Annotated in this window: 9 protein-coding genes, 1 tRNA gene, 1 pseudogene and 1 riboswitch; of the genes and pseudogenes, 5 read left to right on the top strand and 6 right to left on the bottom strand. The window is 74.3% G+C overall.

Annotated elements, in window-relative coordinates:
* Positions 1-68: 68 nt before the first annotated feature.
* Positions 69-2,180 carry an asparagine synthase-related protein gene (locus tag ACFVS9_RS03570; protein ID WP_383114129.1) on the bottom strand — a complete coding sequence of 704 codons (2,112 nt, stop codon included), beginning with the start codon at positions 2,178-2,180 and terminating at the stop codon, positions 69-71.
* Positions 2,181-3,097: 917 nt separating this feature from the next.
* Here ACFVS9_RS03570 and ACFVS9_RS03565 point away from each other — a divergent pair.
* The 4 genes from ACFVS9_RS03565 to ACFVS9_RS03550 all read left to right on the top strand — a co-directional run bounded on the left by ACFVS9_RS03565 (position 3,098) and on the right by ACFVS9_RS03550 (position 8,607).
* A complete protein-coding gene (locus tag ACFVS9_RS03565; RefSeq protein WP_383114130.1) occupies positions 3,098-4,597 on the top strand; it encodes a sporulation protein in 1,500 nt (499 codons plus the stop codon).
* A 252-nt stretch (positions 4,598-4,849) separates the two neighbouring features.
* Positions 4,850-6,106, top strand: coding sequence for an L-2-hydroxyglutarate oxidase (lhgO, locus tag ACFVS9_RS03560; RefSeq protein ID WP_389929780.1), 1,257 nt, complete (start codon positions 4,850-4,852; stop codon positions 6,104-6,106).
* A gap of 4 nt (positions 6,107-6,110) precedes the next feature.
* Positions 6,111-7,085, top strand: coding sequence for a tRNA (guanosine(46)-N7)-methyltransferase TrmB (gene trmB, locus ACFVS9_RS03555; RefSeq protein WP_389929778.1), 975 nt, complete (start codon positions 6,111-6,113; stop codon positions 7,083-7,085).
* A 70-nt stretch (positions 7,086-7,155) separates the two neighbouring features.
* Positions 7,156-8,607, top strand: a complete 1,452-nt coding sequence (locus ACFVS9_RS03550) for a PrsW family intramembrane metalloprotease (RefSeq protein ID WP_389929776.1) — start codon at positions 7,156-7,158, stop codon at positions 8,605-8,607.
* Positions 8,608-8,759: 152 nt separating this feature from the next.
* Here ACFVS9_RS03550 and ACFVS9_RS03545 read toward each other — a convergent pair whose 3' ends face one another.
* Positions 8,760-9,704, bottom strand: a complete 945-nt coding sequence (locus tag ACFVS9_RS03545; RefSeq protein WP_389929774.1) for an aldo/keto reductase — start codon at positions 9,702-9,704, stop codon at positions 8,760-8,762.
* Positions 9,705-9,957: 253 nt separating this feature from the next.
* Between ACFVS9_RS03545 and ACFVS9_RS03540 the strand changes: the two genes are divergently transcribed.
* Positions 9,958-10,521: a hypothetical protein gene (locus ACFVS9_RS03540; protein WP_389929772.1), complete on the top strand. Its 564-nt coding sequence runs from the start codon at positions 9,958-9,960 to the stop codon at positions 10,519-10,521.
* Between the two features lie 458 nt (positions 10,522-10,979).
* Here the strand turns inward: ACFVS9_RS03540 and ACFVS9_RS03535 are convergent, their stop codons facing one another.
* The 4 genes and pseudogenes from ACFVS9_RS03535 to ACFVS9_RS03520 form a co-directional block, all read right to left on the bottom strand.
* Positions 10,980-12,020, bottom strand: a complete 1,041-nt coding sequence (locus tag ACFVS9_RS03535) for a M23 family metallopeptidase (RefSeq protein ID WP_389929770.1) — start codon at positions 12,018-12,020, stop codon at positions 10,980-10,982.
* A gap of 11 nt (positions 12,021-12,031) precedes the next feature.
* Positions 12,032-12,184: riboswitch (cyclic di-AMP (ydaO/yuaA leader) on the bottom strand.
* Between the two features lie 233 nt (positions 12,185-12,417).
* Complete coding sequence (locus tag ACFVS9_RS03530) at positions 12,418-13,602, bottom strand: PP2C family protein-serine/threonine phosphatase (RefSeq protein WP_383114137.1); 1,185 nt, start codon at positions 13,600-13,602, stop codon at positions 12,418-12,420.
* 110 nt (positions 13,603-13,712) lie between these two features.
* A pseudogene (locus tag ACFVS9_RS03525) lies at positions 13,713-14,434 on the bottom strand (TipAS antibiotic-recognition domain-containing protein); the annotation flags it as partial.
* A 114-nt stretch (positions 14,435-14,548) separates the two neighbouring features.
* Positions 14,549-14,622, bottom strand: a tRNA-Met gene (locus tag ACFVS9_RS03520).
* Positions 14,623-15,085: the final 463 nt, after the last annotated feature.

Below are 15,085 nucleotides of genomic sequence, written 5' to 3'. Positions count from 1 at the left end.
CGGACGCGTCACTCCGCCGCGGTCGGAGGATCCGCGTGGTCCGCACCGGTCACGGCGGGCTGCGCCCGTTACGGCTGCAAGGTGCGGCGGGCCGGGACCACGCCGCCTGCCACCGCACGCTGCCGTGGAGCCGCCGTACCGGTCCAGCAGGTGCCCCGGCGGGTGATCAGCCGGCGGAGCCACAGCTCCGTGGACGCCAGCTCGGCCAGGCCGTCCAGCGGCAGGGGCTCGCCCTCGGAGGCCGCGCGCAGCGCCTTGCGGACGACGCGGGCCTCGATCAGGCCGGCGTCGGCGAGCAGCGGGGCGTCGAACAGGGCGATCAGTTCGGGGAGGGCGGCACGCAGACCGATGCGGCCGGCCGCGGTGGACGTGGCCTGCGACGGGGTTCCCCAGCCGGGCGGCAGGTCGTGGATGCCCGCACCCGCGAGGACCCGGCGCAGGATCGCGGCCCGGGCGCCGGGCTGGACCCGCAGGGACTCCGGGAGGGCGCGGGCCGCCCGGACGACCTGGTTGTCGAGGTAGGGGGCGTGCAGCCGCTGGCTGCGGATCTCCGCGGCCTGTTCGAGGATCCGCTGGTCGGCCGCGTGCCGGGCCAGCGCCGCACGGGCCCTGGCCTCCCCGGGGCGCTGGACGGAGGCGGGCCGGATGGCCGCCTCCTGGAGGCGAACCGATACTTCCGCGAGGGCCTCCCCCGTCAGCCAGCGTGCCGCCGGCCCGGGTCGTGACCAGGTGAGGGAGGCGAGCGAGGCGTCGGCCGGGGTGTCGAGGCCGGGGGTGTGGCGGTTGGCCTCGGGCAGCAGGGAGGCGGCCGTCTCCAGACCGGTGCGGTACGACGTACGGGCCAGCCGGCGCGCGGCACGGTAGACGGACAGCGGGACGAACAGGGACTGGGCGGAGGGCCCTTCGGCCATCGCGAGCGCGGCGACGGGCCGCAGGAGATGGCGTCTGCGCCGGTCCATGAGGAGGTCCGCCAGCCGTGCCGGGTGCGCGTCCAGCACCTGCCGGGCGCCATGGCCGACGAAGTGGTCCGCGCTGCCCGCCGCCAGCCGGCGGCGATGGCGTTCGGCGACGACGAGGGAGGGGGCGGGTTCGTCGGTGAGCGGGCCGCTCTCCAGCGACGCGTACGGCAGGGCCTCCTCGCCCGCCGCCACGACCACGTGGTGCAGCCGGGGGTTGGCCGCGATGGCCCGGGCGCGCTCCATCTCGTCCTCGCGGCCGTGCGCGGAGAGGTCGTTGAAGGTGACGGCGAGGAGCCGTTCGCCCGCGCCCGTGCCGTGGCCCAGCACGGTGCCCGGCAGTCCGGGCAGCCCGGCGGCCAGCAGGGCGAGCGTGGCGGAGGCACTGCCCCCGGAGAGGTCGGCGCCGATGCCGGGGACGGGCGCCCCACGCGCCGCACGGCGTTCGGCGGGCCCCATGCCGGGGACGGGCCCGGGGTCGGGCGGCAGGGTCTCCGGGGCGTGGCGCGGGGCCGTGAGCCGTGCGCGTACGGCGTCGACGAGCGCGTCCCGTACGCCTTCGACGGCGCTCACCGGGTCGGTCTGGGGGGCCGCCACGGCGAGGGAGGCCACCGCCTCGTACCCGGTGATCTCGCGCGAGCCCTCGCGGAGGATCAGGGCGTGCCCGGGCGGGATCCGCTTCACCCCCGCGTACGGGGTGCCGTCGCCCAGCGCCTCCGGGGTCTCGGGGCAGGCCAGCAGCGCGGCGAGGTGGCCGATGTCCAGCTGCGCCTCGATGAGGTCGGCGAGCGGGAGGGCGGCGGTGGCGTACGCGGTGCCGTTGGCCCAGGGGGTGTGGAAGACGGGGCGGGCACCGGCGAGGTCCCCGACGACGGTGATCCGCCGGCCGATCTGCACGACGGCCGTGTAACTCCCGGACCAGGCGGTGAGATGGCGCAGCGCCCCGCCCCGCGCGGCCAGCAGGCCGACGCGGAGCTGTTCGTCGGTGGCCCCGCAGCAGCCGAGGACGGCGAGCCGGGTGGTGGGCGCTCCCTCGGGGGTCGCGACCGTGATGACGCGGATCTCGTCGGGCCGCCAGTCACCCACGGCCCAGAGCGGGTCCGGGTCCCCCCAGAGGAGCTGGGAGCCGACCGGATGGACGGTGCGCCCCTCCCCGTGGTGGCCGACCGCACCCACGGTGCCGAAGCTCGCGGCGATACTGCTCCACCCCACCAACCAACGCATCGCCGCCTCCACAGGCTGTGGACGAACCGGCGCCCCAGGACACGGGAAACGCCGTCGCGGGACATGCTGCCACGACAACGGCGCCCGGGAGGGGGTACGGGCGGCGCACACGGGATGCGCATGCGCCCCTGGCAAAGGCCTGACCACGGCACCGAGGGCCGTCCGCAACGGAATTGGATCTTCCGGGAGTTGGGGCGGCGCCCCCCGGGCAAGGCCCCGTCCCGCCCAGGCCGTGGAACCCACGTAATCCAGCCATAGTCGGGCGGCCGCGCGGCACGACGCCCGACCGACGCTATTCGGCCATTTTCCGGTCGCGGCACAACCGCGCGTTTCGTCCACGGCGGGACACCGGGGGCGCTCGCGTACGGTCCTTCCGCACCTCCGCGGCACCGCTCCCGCAGCACCCCTCCGGGTGCGGCGACGTGCGGTCCGGTACGTCCCCCCGGTGCGCCGGCCCGCACGTACGCCTACCCGAACCCCGCCCGTACGGCGCACAGTCCGGGAGGTGTTCATCACCTCCCGGACCGGTTCGCCGCCCGCGGGGATTGGGGCGGCGGTCTCCCCCAGCCCGCCGAGTCCAGTTCAGCGGGCCGACCCACGCAGGACCATCGAAGCGCTTGCGGACCGGCCGGGCCAGAGCGCACGGCCGGGCGCACGGCCACACATCAGGAGCACGGTCCCCACGGCTCCCACGGCACGGACAACATTCCCGCCATACGAAGGTCTGCCCCTTAACGGTGGGGATGCGGCGAACTACGCTGGGTTTACCGGCGTTCTCAGCAGAGCGGCATATTCCACGGGGCTCGGCCAAATGCGTGTGCGGCCGGAGTGCCCGGGGCCGTAGCTGGGGAGAACACGGTACGAATGCCGCGCGCCTGACGGTGACGCGGCAGCCGTCTGTGTGTCGAGGGGTGGCTATGTCCAGGGAGCAACGCGGGCCGAACGAGAAGCTCGGCACGGTTCTCGCCCTCGCGGGAATCAGCAACGCCGGCCTCGCCCGGCGGGTCAACGACCTCGGGGCGCAGCGTGGTCTGACCCTTCGTTACGACAAGACCTCGGTGGCCCGGTGGGTGGCCAAGGGCATGGTGCCGCAAGGCGCCGCGCCCCATCTCATCGCGGCGGCGATAGGGGCCAAACTCGGCCGTCCCGTCCCCCTGCACGAGATCGGGCTCGCCGACGCCGATCCGGCGCCCGAGGTCGGTCTGGCCTTCCCCCGCGACGTGGGCGAGGCGGTGCGCTCGGCGACGGATCTGTACCGGCTGGATCTGGCGGGCCGCCGGGGCGGCGGGATCTGGCAGTCGCTGGCGGGTTCCTTCGCCGTGAGCGCCTATGCGACCCCCGCGTCCCGCTGGCTCATAACCCCCGCCGATCCGTCGGTGGCGCGGGACCCGAGCGCCGCCCGTGCCGCGGTCCTCGGCCAGGAGGGCGCATCCGGGGCGCAGGGCGGCGTACCCGTCCAGCCCGGCCCGGACGCGGCGGGAGCCGGCGAGAGCCCGCTGCTGCGCGTGGGGCACAGCGACGTGACCAAGCTGCGCGAGGCGGCCCAGGACGCGCGCCGGTGGGACTCCAAGTACGGCGGCGGGGACTGGCGTTCGTCCATGGTCCCGGAGTGCTTACGCGTCGACGCCGCACCGCTCCTGCTGGGCTCCTACAGCGACGAGGTGGGCAGGGCGCTCTTCGGCGCCTCCGCCGAGCTGACCAGGCTCGCCGGGTGGATGGCCTTCGACACCGGCCAGCAGGAGGCCGCCCAGCGTTACTACATCCAGGCCCTGCGCCTGGCCCGCGCCGCCGCCGACGTGCCGCTGGGGGGATACGTCCTGGCGTCGATGTCCCTCCAGGCGACCTACCGGGGCTTCGCCGACGAGGGCGTGGACCTCGCCCAGGCCGCGGTCGAACGCAACCGCGGGCTCGCCACCGCGCGGACCATGAGCTTCTTCCGGCTCGTGGAGGCCCGCGCCCATGCCAAGGCGGGCGACGCACCGGCCGCGGGGGCCGCGCTGCGGGCGGCCGAGAGCTGGCTGGAGCGCTCCCGGACCGGTGACTCCGACCCGGCGTGGCTCGGCTTCTACTCGTACGACAGGTTCGCCGCCGACGCCGCGGAGTGCTACCGCGACCTCAAGGCGCCGCGCCAGGTCCGGCGCTTCACCGAGCAGGCCCTGTCGAAACCCACCGACGAGTTCATACGCTCCCACGGGCTGCGTCTCGTCGTGTCCGCGGTCGCCGAGCTGGAGTCCGGCAACCTCGACGCCGCCTGCGCGGCGGGCACCCGCGCCGTGGAGGTGGCGGGGCGCATCTCCTCGGCGCGCACCACCGAGTACGTACGCGACCTCCTGCACCGCCTCGAACCGTACGGGGACGAGCCCCGCGTGGCGGAGCTGCGGGAACGGGCCCGTCCGCTCCTCGTCTCCCCGGTCTAGGCGGGCCGGAACGGGGGGCCGGACGCTCGGAGCGGGCACCGGGACCGGGCTTCGGGGCCGGGCTCCCGGCCCGGGGCGGGTGCCGGACCGGGCTTCGGGACGGCGGTCCAGCCCCGTGTGCGGTCCTGGCGGCCACCGGTACGCCCCGGTTTCGCCGGATCCGCGAGCGGGGCGCTCCCTCACGCGTGCCCGGTAGCTGGTTTGAGGCCGTTGTCAGTGGGTCAGTGCACTATCGGGGTGGGAGGTGGCGTGATGATGACGCACGCGGCGTACGACTGCGACGTACTGGTGATCGGTGGCGGAATCGTCGGTCTCTCGACGGCGTACGCGATCACGCGCACCGCGCCCGGCACCCGGGTCACGGTGCTGGAGAAGGAGTGGGGCCCGGCCCGGCATCAGACCGGGCGCAACAGCGGCGTGATCCACAGCGGCATCTACTACCCACCGGGCTCGCTCAAGGCACGCTACGCGGTGCGGGGCGCCTCCGAGCTGGTGGACTTCTGCGCGGAGCACGGGATCGACCACGCGGTGACGGGCAAGCTGATCGTCGCGACCGGCAGCGGTGAGCTGCCCCGGCTGCACGCCCTGGTGCAGCGCGGCCGGGCGCACGGGCTGCCCGTCCGGGAGCTCGGCCCCGCCCAGATCGCGGAGCACGAGCCGAGTGTGCGCGGTCTGGCCGCCATCCGGGTCGGGACCACGGGGGTGTGCGACTTCACGGCGGTGGCCGTCCGTCTCGCCGCCGAGACGATCGCCGCGGGCGGGCGCATCCGTTACGGCGCGGAGGTCGTCGCCGTCGACCGGCGCCCGTGGGGTGTCGCGGTGCGCTCGGCGGACGGCCGGGTGGTGAGGGCCCGGGTGCTGGTCAACTGCGCGGGGCTGCACAGCGACCGGGTGGCCCGGCTCGCGGGCGACGACCCCGGGGTCCGCATCGTGCCGTTCCGCGGGGAGTACTACGAGCTGGCACGGCCCGAGCTGGTGCGCGGACTCGTCTACCCGGTGCCGGACCCGGCGTTCCCCTTCCTCGGGGTGCATCTGACCCGGGGCGTGGACGGCACGGTCCACGTCGGGCCGAACGCCGTGCCGGCGCTGGCCCGCGAGGGGTACGGCCGGGCGGACGTCAACCCGGGCGAGCTGGCCGCCACCCTGGCCTGGCCCGGCTCCTGGCGTGTCGCCCGGCGGCACTGGCGGTACGGCGCGGGGGAGCTGTACCGCTCCCTGTCGAGGAGCGCGTTCACCCGGGCCGTCCAGCGGCTGCTGCCGGAGGTGACGGAGGCCGATCTGCGGCCCGCCCCGGCCGGGGTACGGGCCCAGGCCGTCCTGCGGGACGGCACCCTGGTGGACGACTTCCTGATCCGGGACGCCCCGCACACCGTGCACGTGCTGAACGCCCCGTCGCCCGCGGCCACCGCGTCGCTGCCGATCGGGAGGGAGGTGGCCCGGCGGGCCCTGCTGCGGGCTCACGCGTCGGGGTGGACGCCTCCCGCCGTAGAATCGGGTCATTGTGTCTGAGCCTGTGAACCCCACCCCAGAGACGCCCGGCACCGCCCCGGAGACGCCCGGCACCGCCCCGGAGACGCCCGGCACCGCCCCGGAGACGCCCGGCACCGCCCCGGAGACGCCCGGCACCGCGCCGGAATCCGCGTCCGGCGCCGGCCCCGGCGTCTCGTCGGCCGCCTCCGCCCCGGCCTCCACCGACGCGGCCTCCACCGACGCGGACGAGGCGGCGCGCCGCGCGGCCTCCTTCGAGCGCATGCGCAGGCTGCGCCAGGAGCCCCGCTTCCCCGGCGGCCCGGCCGCCGACCCGGCCGGCTCGCACCACGAGCGCCGGATCCGCAGCTTCCAGCCGCGCCGCAGCCGGGTGACCGCCGGCCAGGAGGACGCCCTCCAGCGGCTGTGGCCCAAGTGGGGCCTGGACATCGACGGCCTCGGTGTCCTCGACCTCCCCACGCTGTTCGACGGCCTCCCGGTGGTCCTGGAGATCGGTTTCGGCATGGGCGAGGCGACGGCCCGCATGGCGGCCGACGACCCGGGCACCGGAATCCTGGCCGTCGACGTGCACACCCCCGGCCAGGGCAACCTGCTGGGCCTCGCGGACCGGGCCGGACTGTCCAACGTCCGGGTCGCCAACGGTGACGCGATCATCCTGCTCCGCGAGATGCTGGCGCCCGCCGCTCTGGACGGGCTCCGGGTGTACTTCCCCGACCCGTGGCCCAAGAAGCGGCACCACAAGCGCCGGCTCATCCAGCCGGAGTTCCTCGACCTGGTCGCACAGCGGCTGAAGCCGGGCGCGGTCGTCCACTGCGCGACCGACTGGGAGCCGTACGCAGAACAGATGCTGGACGTCCTCACGGCGCACCCCCTGTTCGAGAACACCCGGGACGACGGCGGCTACGCTCCCCGGCCCGCGTTCCGGCCGCTGACCCGCTTCGAGGGCCAGGGCCTGGACAAGGGCCACGTCGTGCACGACGTGCTCTTCACCCGTAGCTGATCAGCCATCACCCGGCCCCCCGCGCCCCGTGGCGTGGCCAGGTGTCAGTCGCCCTCGTTAGGGTCGTCGGATGTCCGAGGGGTCCGTGCAGCACCAGCAGCCGGCCGTCCCGGTTCTCGAGGAGCAGCAGCTCGACGAGTTCCTGGCCGCCGTCCCGGAGCGAGGCCAGTGGCGTTACCGGCCCCGCCGCGTCGGCCTGGTCTGGCGCAGCAAGGCGTTCCGCGCCGGCGCGGTGATCACGGTGCTCGCGCTCTGCGGTCTGGTGATCCTGGCCCTGGTCCGCGAGCAGACGGGCACCGAGGGCTTCCTGGTGGGGCTGGGTCTGGCGGTGCTGCCCGTACCGCTGCTGATGGCGGCGTTCCGCTGGCTCGACCGGGTCGAACCAGGTCCGTGGCGGAATCTGCTGTTCGCCTTCGCCTGGGGCGCGTGCGCCGCCGCGCTCGTGGCGATCATCGCCAACTCCTTCGCGACCCGGTGGATAGCGACGGCCACCGCGGACCCGGCGAACGCCGACACCCTCGGTGCCACCCTCGTCGCCCCGGTCGTCGAGGAGAGCGCGAAGGCCGTGGCGGTCCTGCTGATCTTCCTCTTCCGCAGACGGCAGTTCGGCGGGATCGTCGACGGGATCGTGGTCGCGGGCTTCACCGCGACCGGCTTCGCGTTCACCGAGAACATCCTCTACCTGGGCAACGCCTTCGGCGAGGACCAGCAGCTCGGTACGACGGGCTTCGCCTCCGTGACGGCGGGGACGTTCTTCGTGCGCGTGGTGATGTCACCGTTCGCGCACCCCCTGTTCACGGTGCTCTCCGGCATCGGCTTCGGCATCGCGGCGCTCGGCGGCGCACGCCACCGGGTGCGCCGGGTGGTCCTGCCGCTGCTCGGGCTGGTCCTCGCCATGGGCATGCACGCCCTGTGGAACGGCTCGTCGGCCATCGGACCGTACGGCTTCTACCTGGTGTACGGCGTCGTCATGATGCCGAGCTTCGGCCTGGTCACCTGGCTGGCGATCTGGGCGCGCCAGCGTGAACTGCGCACGCTCTCCGTCGAACTGCCGGTGTACGCGGCGGCCGGCTGGCTGGCCCCCGCCGAACCGCTCGCACTGACGTCGATGCGGGCGCGCGGCATGGCCCGCGACATGGCCCGGCACTGGAACGGCCACCCCGACCGCGCCCGGGGCAGGGCGGCGGCCCGCGCCGTCGCCGAGTACGAGTCGTTCGCGACGTCCCTGGCCATGCTGCGACGGCGGGCCCGCCACGACGGCGCGGGCCCCGACTTCGCGGTGCGCGAGCAGGAGTTGCTGCACCACCTGTGGCAGCGCAGGGACATCGCGGGCCCGGCACTGACGTACGCCGCCCACGCGACGGGCCGGCTGCGCGTCCACCGGCCGCCGGTGCGGCCCCCGTTCCCCCGTCAGTTCCCCCACGGCGGCCCCCCGCCGCAGCGGCTCCCCGCGCCGCACCGGCACTACGGGGGCTACAACCCGTACCTGGACGACGGCAGGCGGAGCGGACCGCCCGCCTGAGGCCTCGGGTGCGGCGCGGGTGGCACCAGGCCGGGCACGCGCGTGCCCGGTCCGGAGAATCGATCCGGCGGAAAGGCCCCGGCCCCTGGGATACCCGAAGGCCCGTGAGCGGACGGTCCGTCCGACACGGGCCTTCGGGCACCTCGGGAACGTCAGGCGGAGGCCTCGGTCAGCTCCGCGAGCTCCTGCCCGGTCAGCCGGAGGCCGGCCACCGCCACCAGGGCGGGAAGCTGCTCGACCGTACGCGCGGAGGCGATCGGGGCGGCGACGGTCGGCTGCGACGCCAGCCAGGCGAGCGCGACGGTGGCGATCTCCGCGTCGTGCTCCTGGGCGATCCGGTCGAGTGCCGCCAGCACCTTGCGGCCGCGCTCGGTGTCCAGGTGCTTGCCCGCGCCCTCGGCCCGCGCGCTCTCGACCGTCGCGCCCGGCCGGTACTTGCCGGTGAGGAAGCCCGAGGCGAGCGCGTAGTACGGGACCGCGGCGAGACCGGCGCGGGCCGCCGTGTCCTGGAGCGCGCCCTCGTAGGTGTCGCGCGAGACGAGGTTGTAGTGCGGTTGCAGGGCGACGTAGCGGGCCAGGCCCTCTCGCTCGGAGAAGTCCAGGGAGGCCTGGAGCCGTTCGGGGCTGATGTTGGAGGCGGCGATCTCCCGCACCGTGCCCGCCTTCACCAGCTCGTCGAGCGCGGCGACGATCTCCTCGACGGGGACGCTCTCGTCGTCGAAGTGCGTGTAGTAGAGGTCGATGTGGTCGGTGCCGAGCCGGCGGAGCGACGCCTCGGCCGCCGCCTTGATCGTGGAGGGCGCGAGCCCCTTGTACGAGGGGTGTGCGCCGACCTTGGTGGCGATGACGACATCGTCGCGGCGGGAGCGGGACGCCAGCCACGCGCCGATGAGGGTCTCCGACTCACCGCCCTCGTTGCCGGGGATCCACGCGGTGTAGGCGTCGGCGGTGTCGATGAAGTTGCCGCCGGCCGCCGCGTAGGCGTCGAGGACGGCGAACGTCCGCTCCTGGTCGGCCGTCCAGCCGAACACGTTGCCGCCGAGAGCGAGGGGGAAGACCTGAAGGCTCGAGGAACCGAGCGGGCGCAGAGATGTCATGCCTCGGCACAACGAGGACATAGAGGAAGATATTCCGCCGCGCACCCGCCGGGACCACACCCGGGAAGCGGACCGCCGCACCGCACGCCCGGGGACCCCGCCCTCTCCCGCCGGTCCGCGGCCGCGCCCCGATGGAGTCACCCGCCCGGACGGGCGCCCACGGGGCTCCGGCCCGACGAGCCCCGGTGCCCGGCCGCTGGGTAACCTGTCGCTCCGGTCCAGCGGGAGGGCCGTTCCAACGGGAGGGCGGGACGTGGAGACGCTGGTGGAGCGCGCCGTCGCGGAGGCGCTGGGTGACGGGGGCGGCGACGCGGTCCGCCTGTTCGTCGCCGCCGGCACCGAACGCATGACGCCGCTGTTCATGGGCTTGCGGGCGGCCGCACCGGGCCGGGAATCCGACCTGGACCTCTACGCGGAGTCCGTACACGGCCTCTGGCAGTGCGACCGGCCGCTCGCCGACGCCGCCGAGCGCCTACGGCTGCTGGAGCGGTTCCCGGAGCTTCAGCCGAAGGAGGAGGGGATCACCGATGTCGTCGGCACCTACGCGTTCTTCGCCGTCCTCACCTTGCGGTACGCCCTGCTGGCCCATGGCTCGGGACACGCTGACGACGCCGTGTCCTGCGGCCATGTGGCGCTCACCGCGACGGGGATGCTGGACCAGAACGTGGCGGGCGCCGGTTTCCTCGCCGAGGAGCGACGGCTCCAGTCCCTCTCGCTGAGCGGTGACGGAGCGGGTCTGTGGGACGCGAGCGTCTCGGCGGGGCGGGAGAGGCTGCGCGCCGTAGTGGGCCGCCTGCCCCGCCAGGCGCGCTTCTGACGCTCGCCGCAGGAGACGGCCACCGGTGGATACGGCCGTCGCGCCGGGCGGAGCCGGGAGGGACGACGCCCCGGAGGGCCGCGACGCATCCCGCCCGGTCGAGGGCCCCACGGGCCGGTCCGGCCGGACGCCTCCGCCCGGCCCCTGCCCCGCGCACGACCGCCCGGCCGGACCGTTCGCCCCGGTGGAGCGCTCTTGACCACGGAGAGAACCGACGGCCCTGACGTCGGGGGGTCGTGCGTCAGGGCCGCCGGGGTTCTGGTGCGCCGACCGCGGGCGCCAAGGGTCCTTCGTACGGATCGGGCCGGGACTCGCGCACGGATCCACCGGGACCGGACTCCCGCATCCCGAGCGCTTACCGGTGCGCCCGGCCTGCGCGGGCGTGGCCGGCCCGCGCGGGCCGGCCACGGTCAGGTCTCCCCGGCCGGGCCCGGCCCGTCACGGAAGGACCCGCGGGCTCAGATGGTGAGGCCCTTGCCGCGGAGCCAGCTCATCGGGTCGATGCCCGAGCCGTCCGCGGTGTGGACCTCCAGGTGCAGGTGGGCGCCGGTCACGTTGCCGGTCGCGCCGACGCGGCCGATGGTGTCGCCGGTGCTGACCTTCTGTCCCGCCGTCACGTCCATCGAGGACTGGTGGCAGTACCAGATCTCGGTGCCGTCATCGAGCACCAGGACCGTGCGGTAGCCGTAGGAACCGGAGTAGCCGGCCGACTTGATCGTGCCGCTGTGGACGGCCTTGACCGGGGTGCCGGTCGGGGCCGCGAAGTCCAGCCCGGTGTGATAGCCGGAGGACCACATCGAACCGGACTGACCGAACGTCGAGCTGATGTAGTACGAGGAGGTCGGGACGGCGTAACTGGCGGCGAGCTTGGCCAGCCGCTCGGCCTCGGCCTTCTTCGCGGCCGCCTCTTCGGCCGCCTTCTTCTCCGCCGCGGCCTCGGCCTCGGCGGCGCTCTGCTTCTTCGCCGCCTGGGCCGCGGCAGCCTCGACGGCCGCCTGCTCCTCGGCGGCCCGGGCGTCGGCGTCGGCCCCGGCCTGCTGCTGCTCGGCCTGCTGGAGGATGCGGGCGCGCAGCGCCTCGCCCGCGTCGGTGGCGCCCTGCTCGGCCTCGGCGGCGGTGATACCGGCGGTGGTGAGCGGGGAGGACGCGGCGACCGTCTCGTGGCCCGAGTCGGAGCCGCCGGACATGAACGCGCCTACGCCGGGCAGGGACTTGGCATCGGGAAGACTGTCCGCGATGGAATCGGGAAGGGATATGGAGACCGGCGGCTTGCTCTGCGCGGTGGCCATGCCGCCCGCTCCGACGGCCGCGATGACGCCGACGCCGAGGACGGTGGAGCTACGGGCGAGGCCGCGCTGCTTGGCCACGCGATGCCGGCCGCGGACGGGACGGACGGACTCCTCGGTGGGGTTCCATTCCTCCCACGTCCTGTCCTCATCACCGAAGCTGTCGGACCTGAAGGGTGACGGGGCCCCGGGGGCAGGCTGGTTGGACGCCACGTGGGCGCACTCCTTTCCTTCCTTCTCGCCTACCGGGTTAGCTGACGGGTTCGGAGCAGGAAGGTCTCCTACGGGCCCCTTCGTCTCTCACGAGACACAGGTGTCCGATTCACCCCATGTAGGTGGTTCCCCGGTTCCCTTGCGGAATTCGGCGCTGCGCACGGTGCCGCCTCTTGCGACGGCAGGTACAACCGCGCTGCGTTATCGAACGTTAATAGACACCCGGGCCCGATTCCAAGCCGTTCCGATAGATCGTTCACGGCTTCGGCCTGGACTTTCAGGGGTCAAACGGTCTCAAACGGGCGACTTGAGAGCCCTTCATCCGGCCAGCAGTTTCTGACGGTGCGTCAAATGTTATGCGGAGCGGGGTCCTTCGACTACCGACCGTCGCGACCGGTCATTCACTGTCCCGTCGCACGATCTTCACCGTCGTCCGCCGCCCCCGCTGACCCCGCGCGGGGCGGGCGACCGCGAGGAGGGCCATGTCGTCCGTCGACCGTCCGCGGGTGTGCAGCCGTACGTCGTCGGTGAGGGCGGACAGCAGTTCCTCGGGCCCAGGGAAGAGCCGGCCGCGCAGCCGGGCCGCGGGGTCGTAGAAGACGCCCTGCGCGTCCCGCGCCTCGGAGAGGCCGTCGGTGAACGCCAGGAACATCGCCCCGGCCGGCAGCGTCCACTCGTCCGACCGGTCCGGCCACGCGCCCAGCCCCATCCCGAGGGGCAGGGCGGGGGTGGTCGGCGCCAGCACGTCGAGATCCCCGTCCGGGTACAGCACGATCGGCTCGGGGTGGCCGCGGTTGATGACCCGCAGGGTGTCGGCGCCGACCGGGATCTCCGCCACCACCACGGTGACGAACCCCTCCATGGAGTCGAGCCCGCCCCGGCGCGTGCCCTCCCGTGCCAGTGCCCGCTCCAGCCGCTGGACCACCCCCTCCAGCGACCTCTCCTGCTCGGCCGCCTCCCGGAATGCCCCGATCACGACGGCCACCGCCGCCACGGCGTCCAGCCCCTTGCCCCGTACGTCCCCGACGACCAGGCGCACCCCGTACGGGGTGTCCGCGACGGCGAACAGGTCTCCGCCGACGAACTCGTCCGCCTGCGCCGCCTCGTACCGCGCCGCGACCAGCATGCCGCCGATCCGGTCGTCGGGCGTCGGCAGCACGGCGCGCATGGCGGTCTCCGCGATGAACCTGGCCGAGGCCAGCTGCTCGTTGCCCCGGCGCACGACGCGGTTGATGACGAGGGAGAGCACGGCGACGGTGACCAGCGTCAGCAGATCCGTGATCGGCGCGACCTCGCCCAGCACACCCTGGGAGAAGCGGATGACGAGCACCACGAGGATCGCGGCCCCCGCGACCCGCATGGTGCTGGCCAGGGAGAAGAACGGGGCGGCGATCAGCGGGGCGGCGGCGAAGAGCGGTACGGCGGTGACCGCCGTCGGCGTACCGAAGTCGAGGACCACCCCGATACAGATCAGCAGGGCGGGCAGCGCGCGCACGAATCGCCGGGAACGGGAGTTCCCGGCGACTCCGCCTCGCCGTCCGTGCCGCTTCCGCACCTGTGCGCTCCTGCCCGGTCCACCCACGGCTGCGGACGGTACCGCGCCCCACCCAGGCTGGCCGGAGCCGCGCCGAGCGGCGACTCGTCATCGGCCAAAGGGGGGAGCCCGCCGGCCCTGCCCTCCGGGGGTCGGCCGGAGAGACGGCGCCGCGCGTAGGTCGTCAGCGCGTCCCGTACGAAGACGGCGGTCCCGTCTCCGTGGCGATCGTAGTTCCTCCCGATGCGGGCGTCGGCGGCATACGTCTCCCCGAGTCCGGTCACGTACGCGCGGGTGATCCCGGTGGTCGCCGACAGCCAGTCGCAGTGGCGCCGCGCGATGTCCTGGGCCTCCTCGCCGCCGGGCTCCAGGCCGGCCGCCCCGGCCCGCCCGTGGTCCCGGGCGACGGCCTCGCGCACGCCCTGGAAGCGGGCCCGCCCGGCCTCGTCAGGCCACGCCACCACCGGTCACCCCGCTCGTACGCCTCCCGCCCCCAGCGCTCGGTGACCTCCTGCTCGTACTCCGCATGGTCGAATCAGTCGAACACTTCTTCGATCATGAGTTCCTCCCCTTCCTCCGTCCGGCGGAGAGCGGTCCGCACCGAGGCGATCTGCCGCCCGATGCGCTCCCGCTCCCGCTCCTGCTCCAGCAGGCGCAGATGGGACCGGAGCGCCGCGGCGGTGCCCCGCCGGCCCTCCCGTACGTCCCTGATCGCGGGCAGCGGGATGCGCTGGAGCCGGACCAGGGCCTCCTGGTCGTCATAGCGGTGGCCGTTGGCGCCCGTGCGGCTCCGCGCGAGGAGACCGACGCCTCCGCAGTGCCGGAGCGTGCGGCTCGTGGTGCCGGCCCGCCCGAGGATCTCCTGGACGGACCACTCCATGCCGAAGACGCTGGACCTTTACGCGGCGTCAAGGTCAAGCCCGCCACCGGCGACCGGAGGACGGCACACGACAGAGGCCCGGATCCTTGGAAGGATCCGGGCCTCTGTCTTCAGTAGCGGGGACAGGATTTGAACCTGCGACCTCTGGGTTATGAGCCCAGCGAGCTACCGAGCTGCTCCACCCCGCGTCGTTGTGAGTAGAACTCTACGCCATCCGGGACGGTGCTCCGACCACACACGACGGCCTTCCCCTCCACGCAGCGCCGCGAGCGCATCCGCCCGATCCGCCGCTGCGTCAGCAACTTCCTCCGGCAGAGCGGCAGTTGCTGACGCACGCGATGTATCCGAAGGCATTGCCCCGTCCCGCGATCCCGAATTTCGCCCGCCCGGTGAGTCCGCCCCCCCTGTCCCACACCGCACAGACCTGCCCCCGGCCGTGCCGTCGCCCCGGCGGGATCCCGGCGTCTCGGCGGACCGCTCGGCGCCGCGTCCGGTGCCTGGTCCACCGGGCTCGTGGGCCCGTACGCGTAGAACGGCCGCGGGGACGCACCGGTGCGCGGTCCGGGACGTACCCCGCAGCCGCGCGGCGGGCCGGCCCCGCGCCGTGGCCCGGCCTGGTCCGGTGCACGGCGCGCGATTGCGCCGCCCCCG

The organism is Streptomyces sp. NPDC058008 (assembly GCF_042886395.1).
Lineage (GTDB): Bacteria > Actinomycetota > Actinomycetes > Streptomycetales > Streptomycetaceae > Streptomyces.
The sequence above is the reverse complement of the archived record's forward strand: the minus strand, read 5'-3'. Positions and strand labels throughout refer to the sequence as shown.

Excerpts from the sequence above, each read along its gene's own strand:
- ACFVS9_RS03545 (WP_389929774.1), bottom strand. The coding sequence starts at position 9,704 with ATGACATCTCTGCGCCCGCTCGGTTCCTCGAGCCTTCAGGTCTTCCCC.
- ACFVS9_RS03550 (WP_389929776.1), top strand. The coding sequence starts at position 7,156 with ATGTCCGAGGGGTCCGTGCAGCACCAGCAGCCGGCCGTCCCGGTTCTC.
- lhgO (WP_389929780.1), top strand. The coding sequence starts at position 4,850 with ATGATGACGCACGCGGCGTACGACTGCGACGTACTGGTGATCGGTGGC.
- ACFVS9_RS03565 (WP_383114130.1), top strand. The coding sequence starts at position 3,098 with ATGTCCAGGGAGCAACGCGGGCCGAACGAGAAGCTCGGCACGGTTCTC.
- ACFVS9_RS03570 (WP_383114129.1), bottom strand. The coding sequence starts at position 2,180 with ATGCGTTGGTTGGTGGGGTGGAGCAGTATCGCCGCGAGCTTCGGCACC.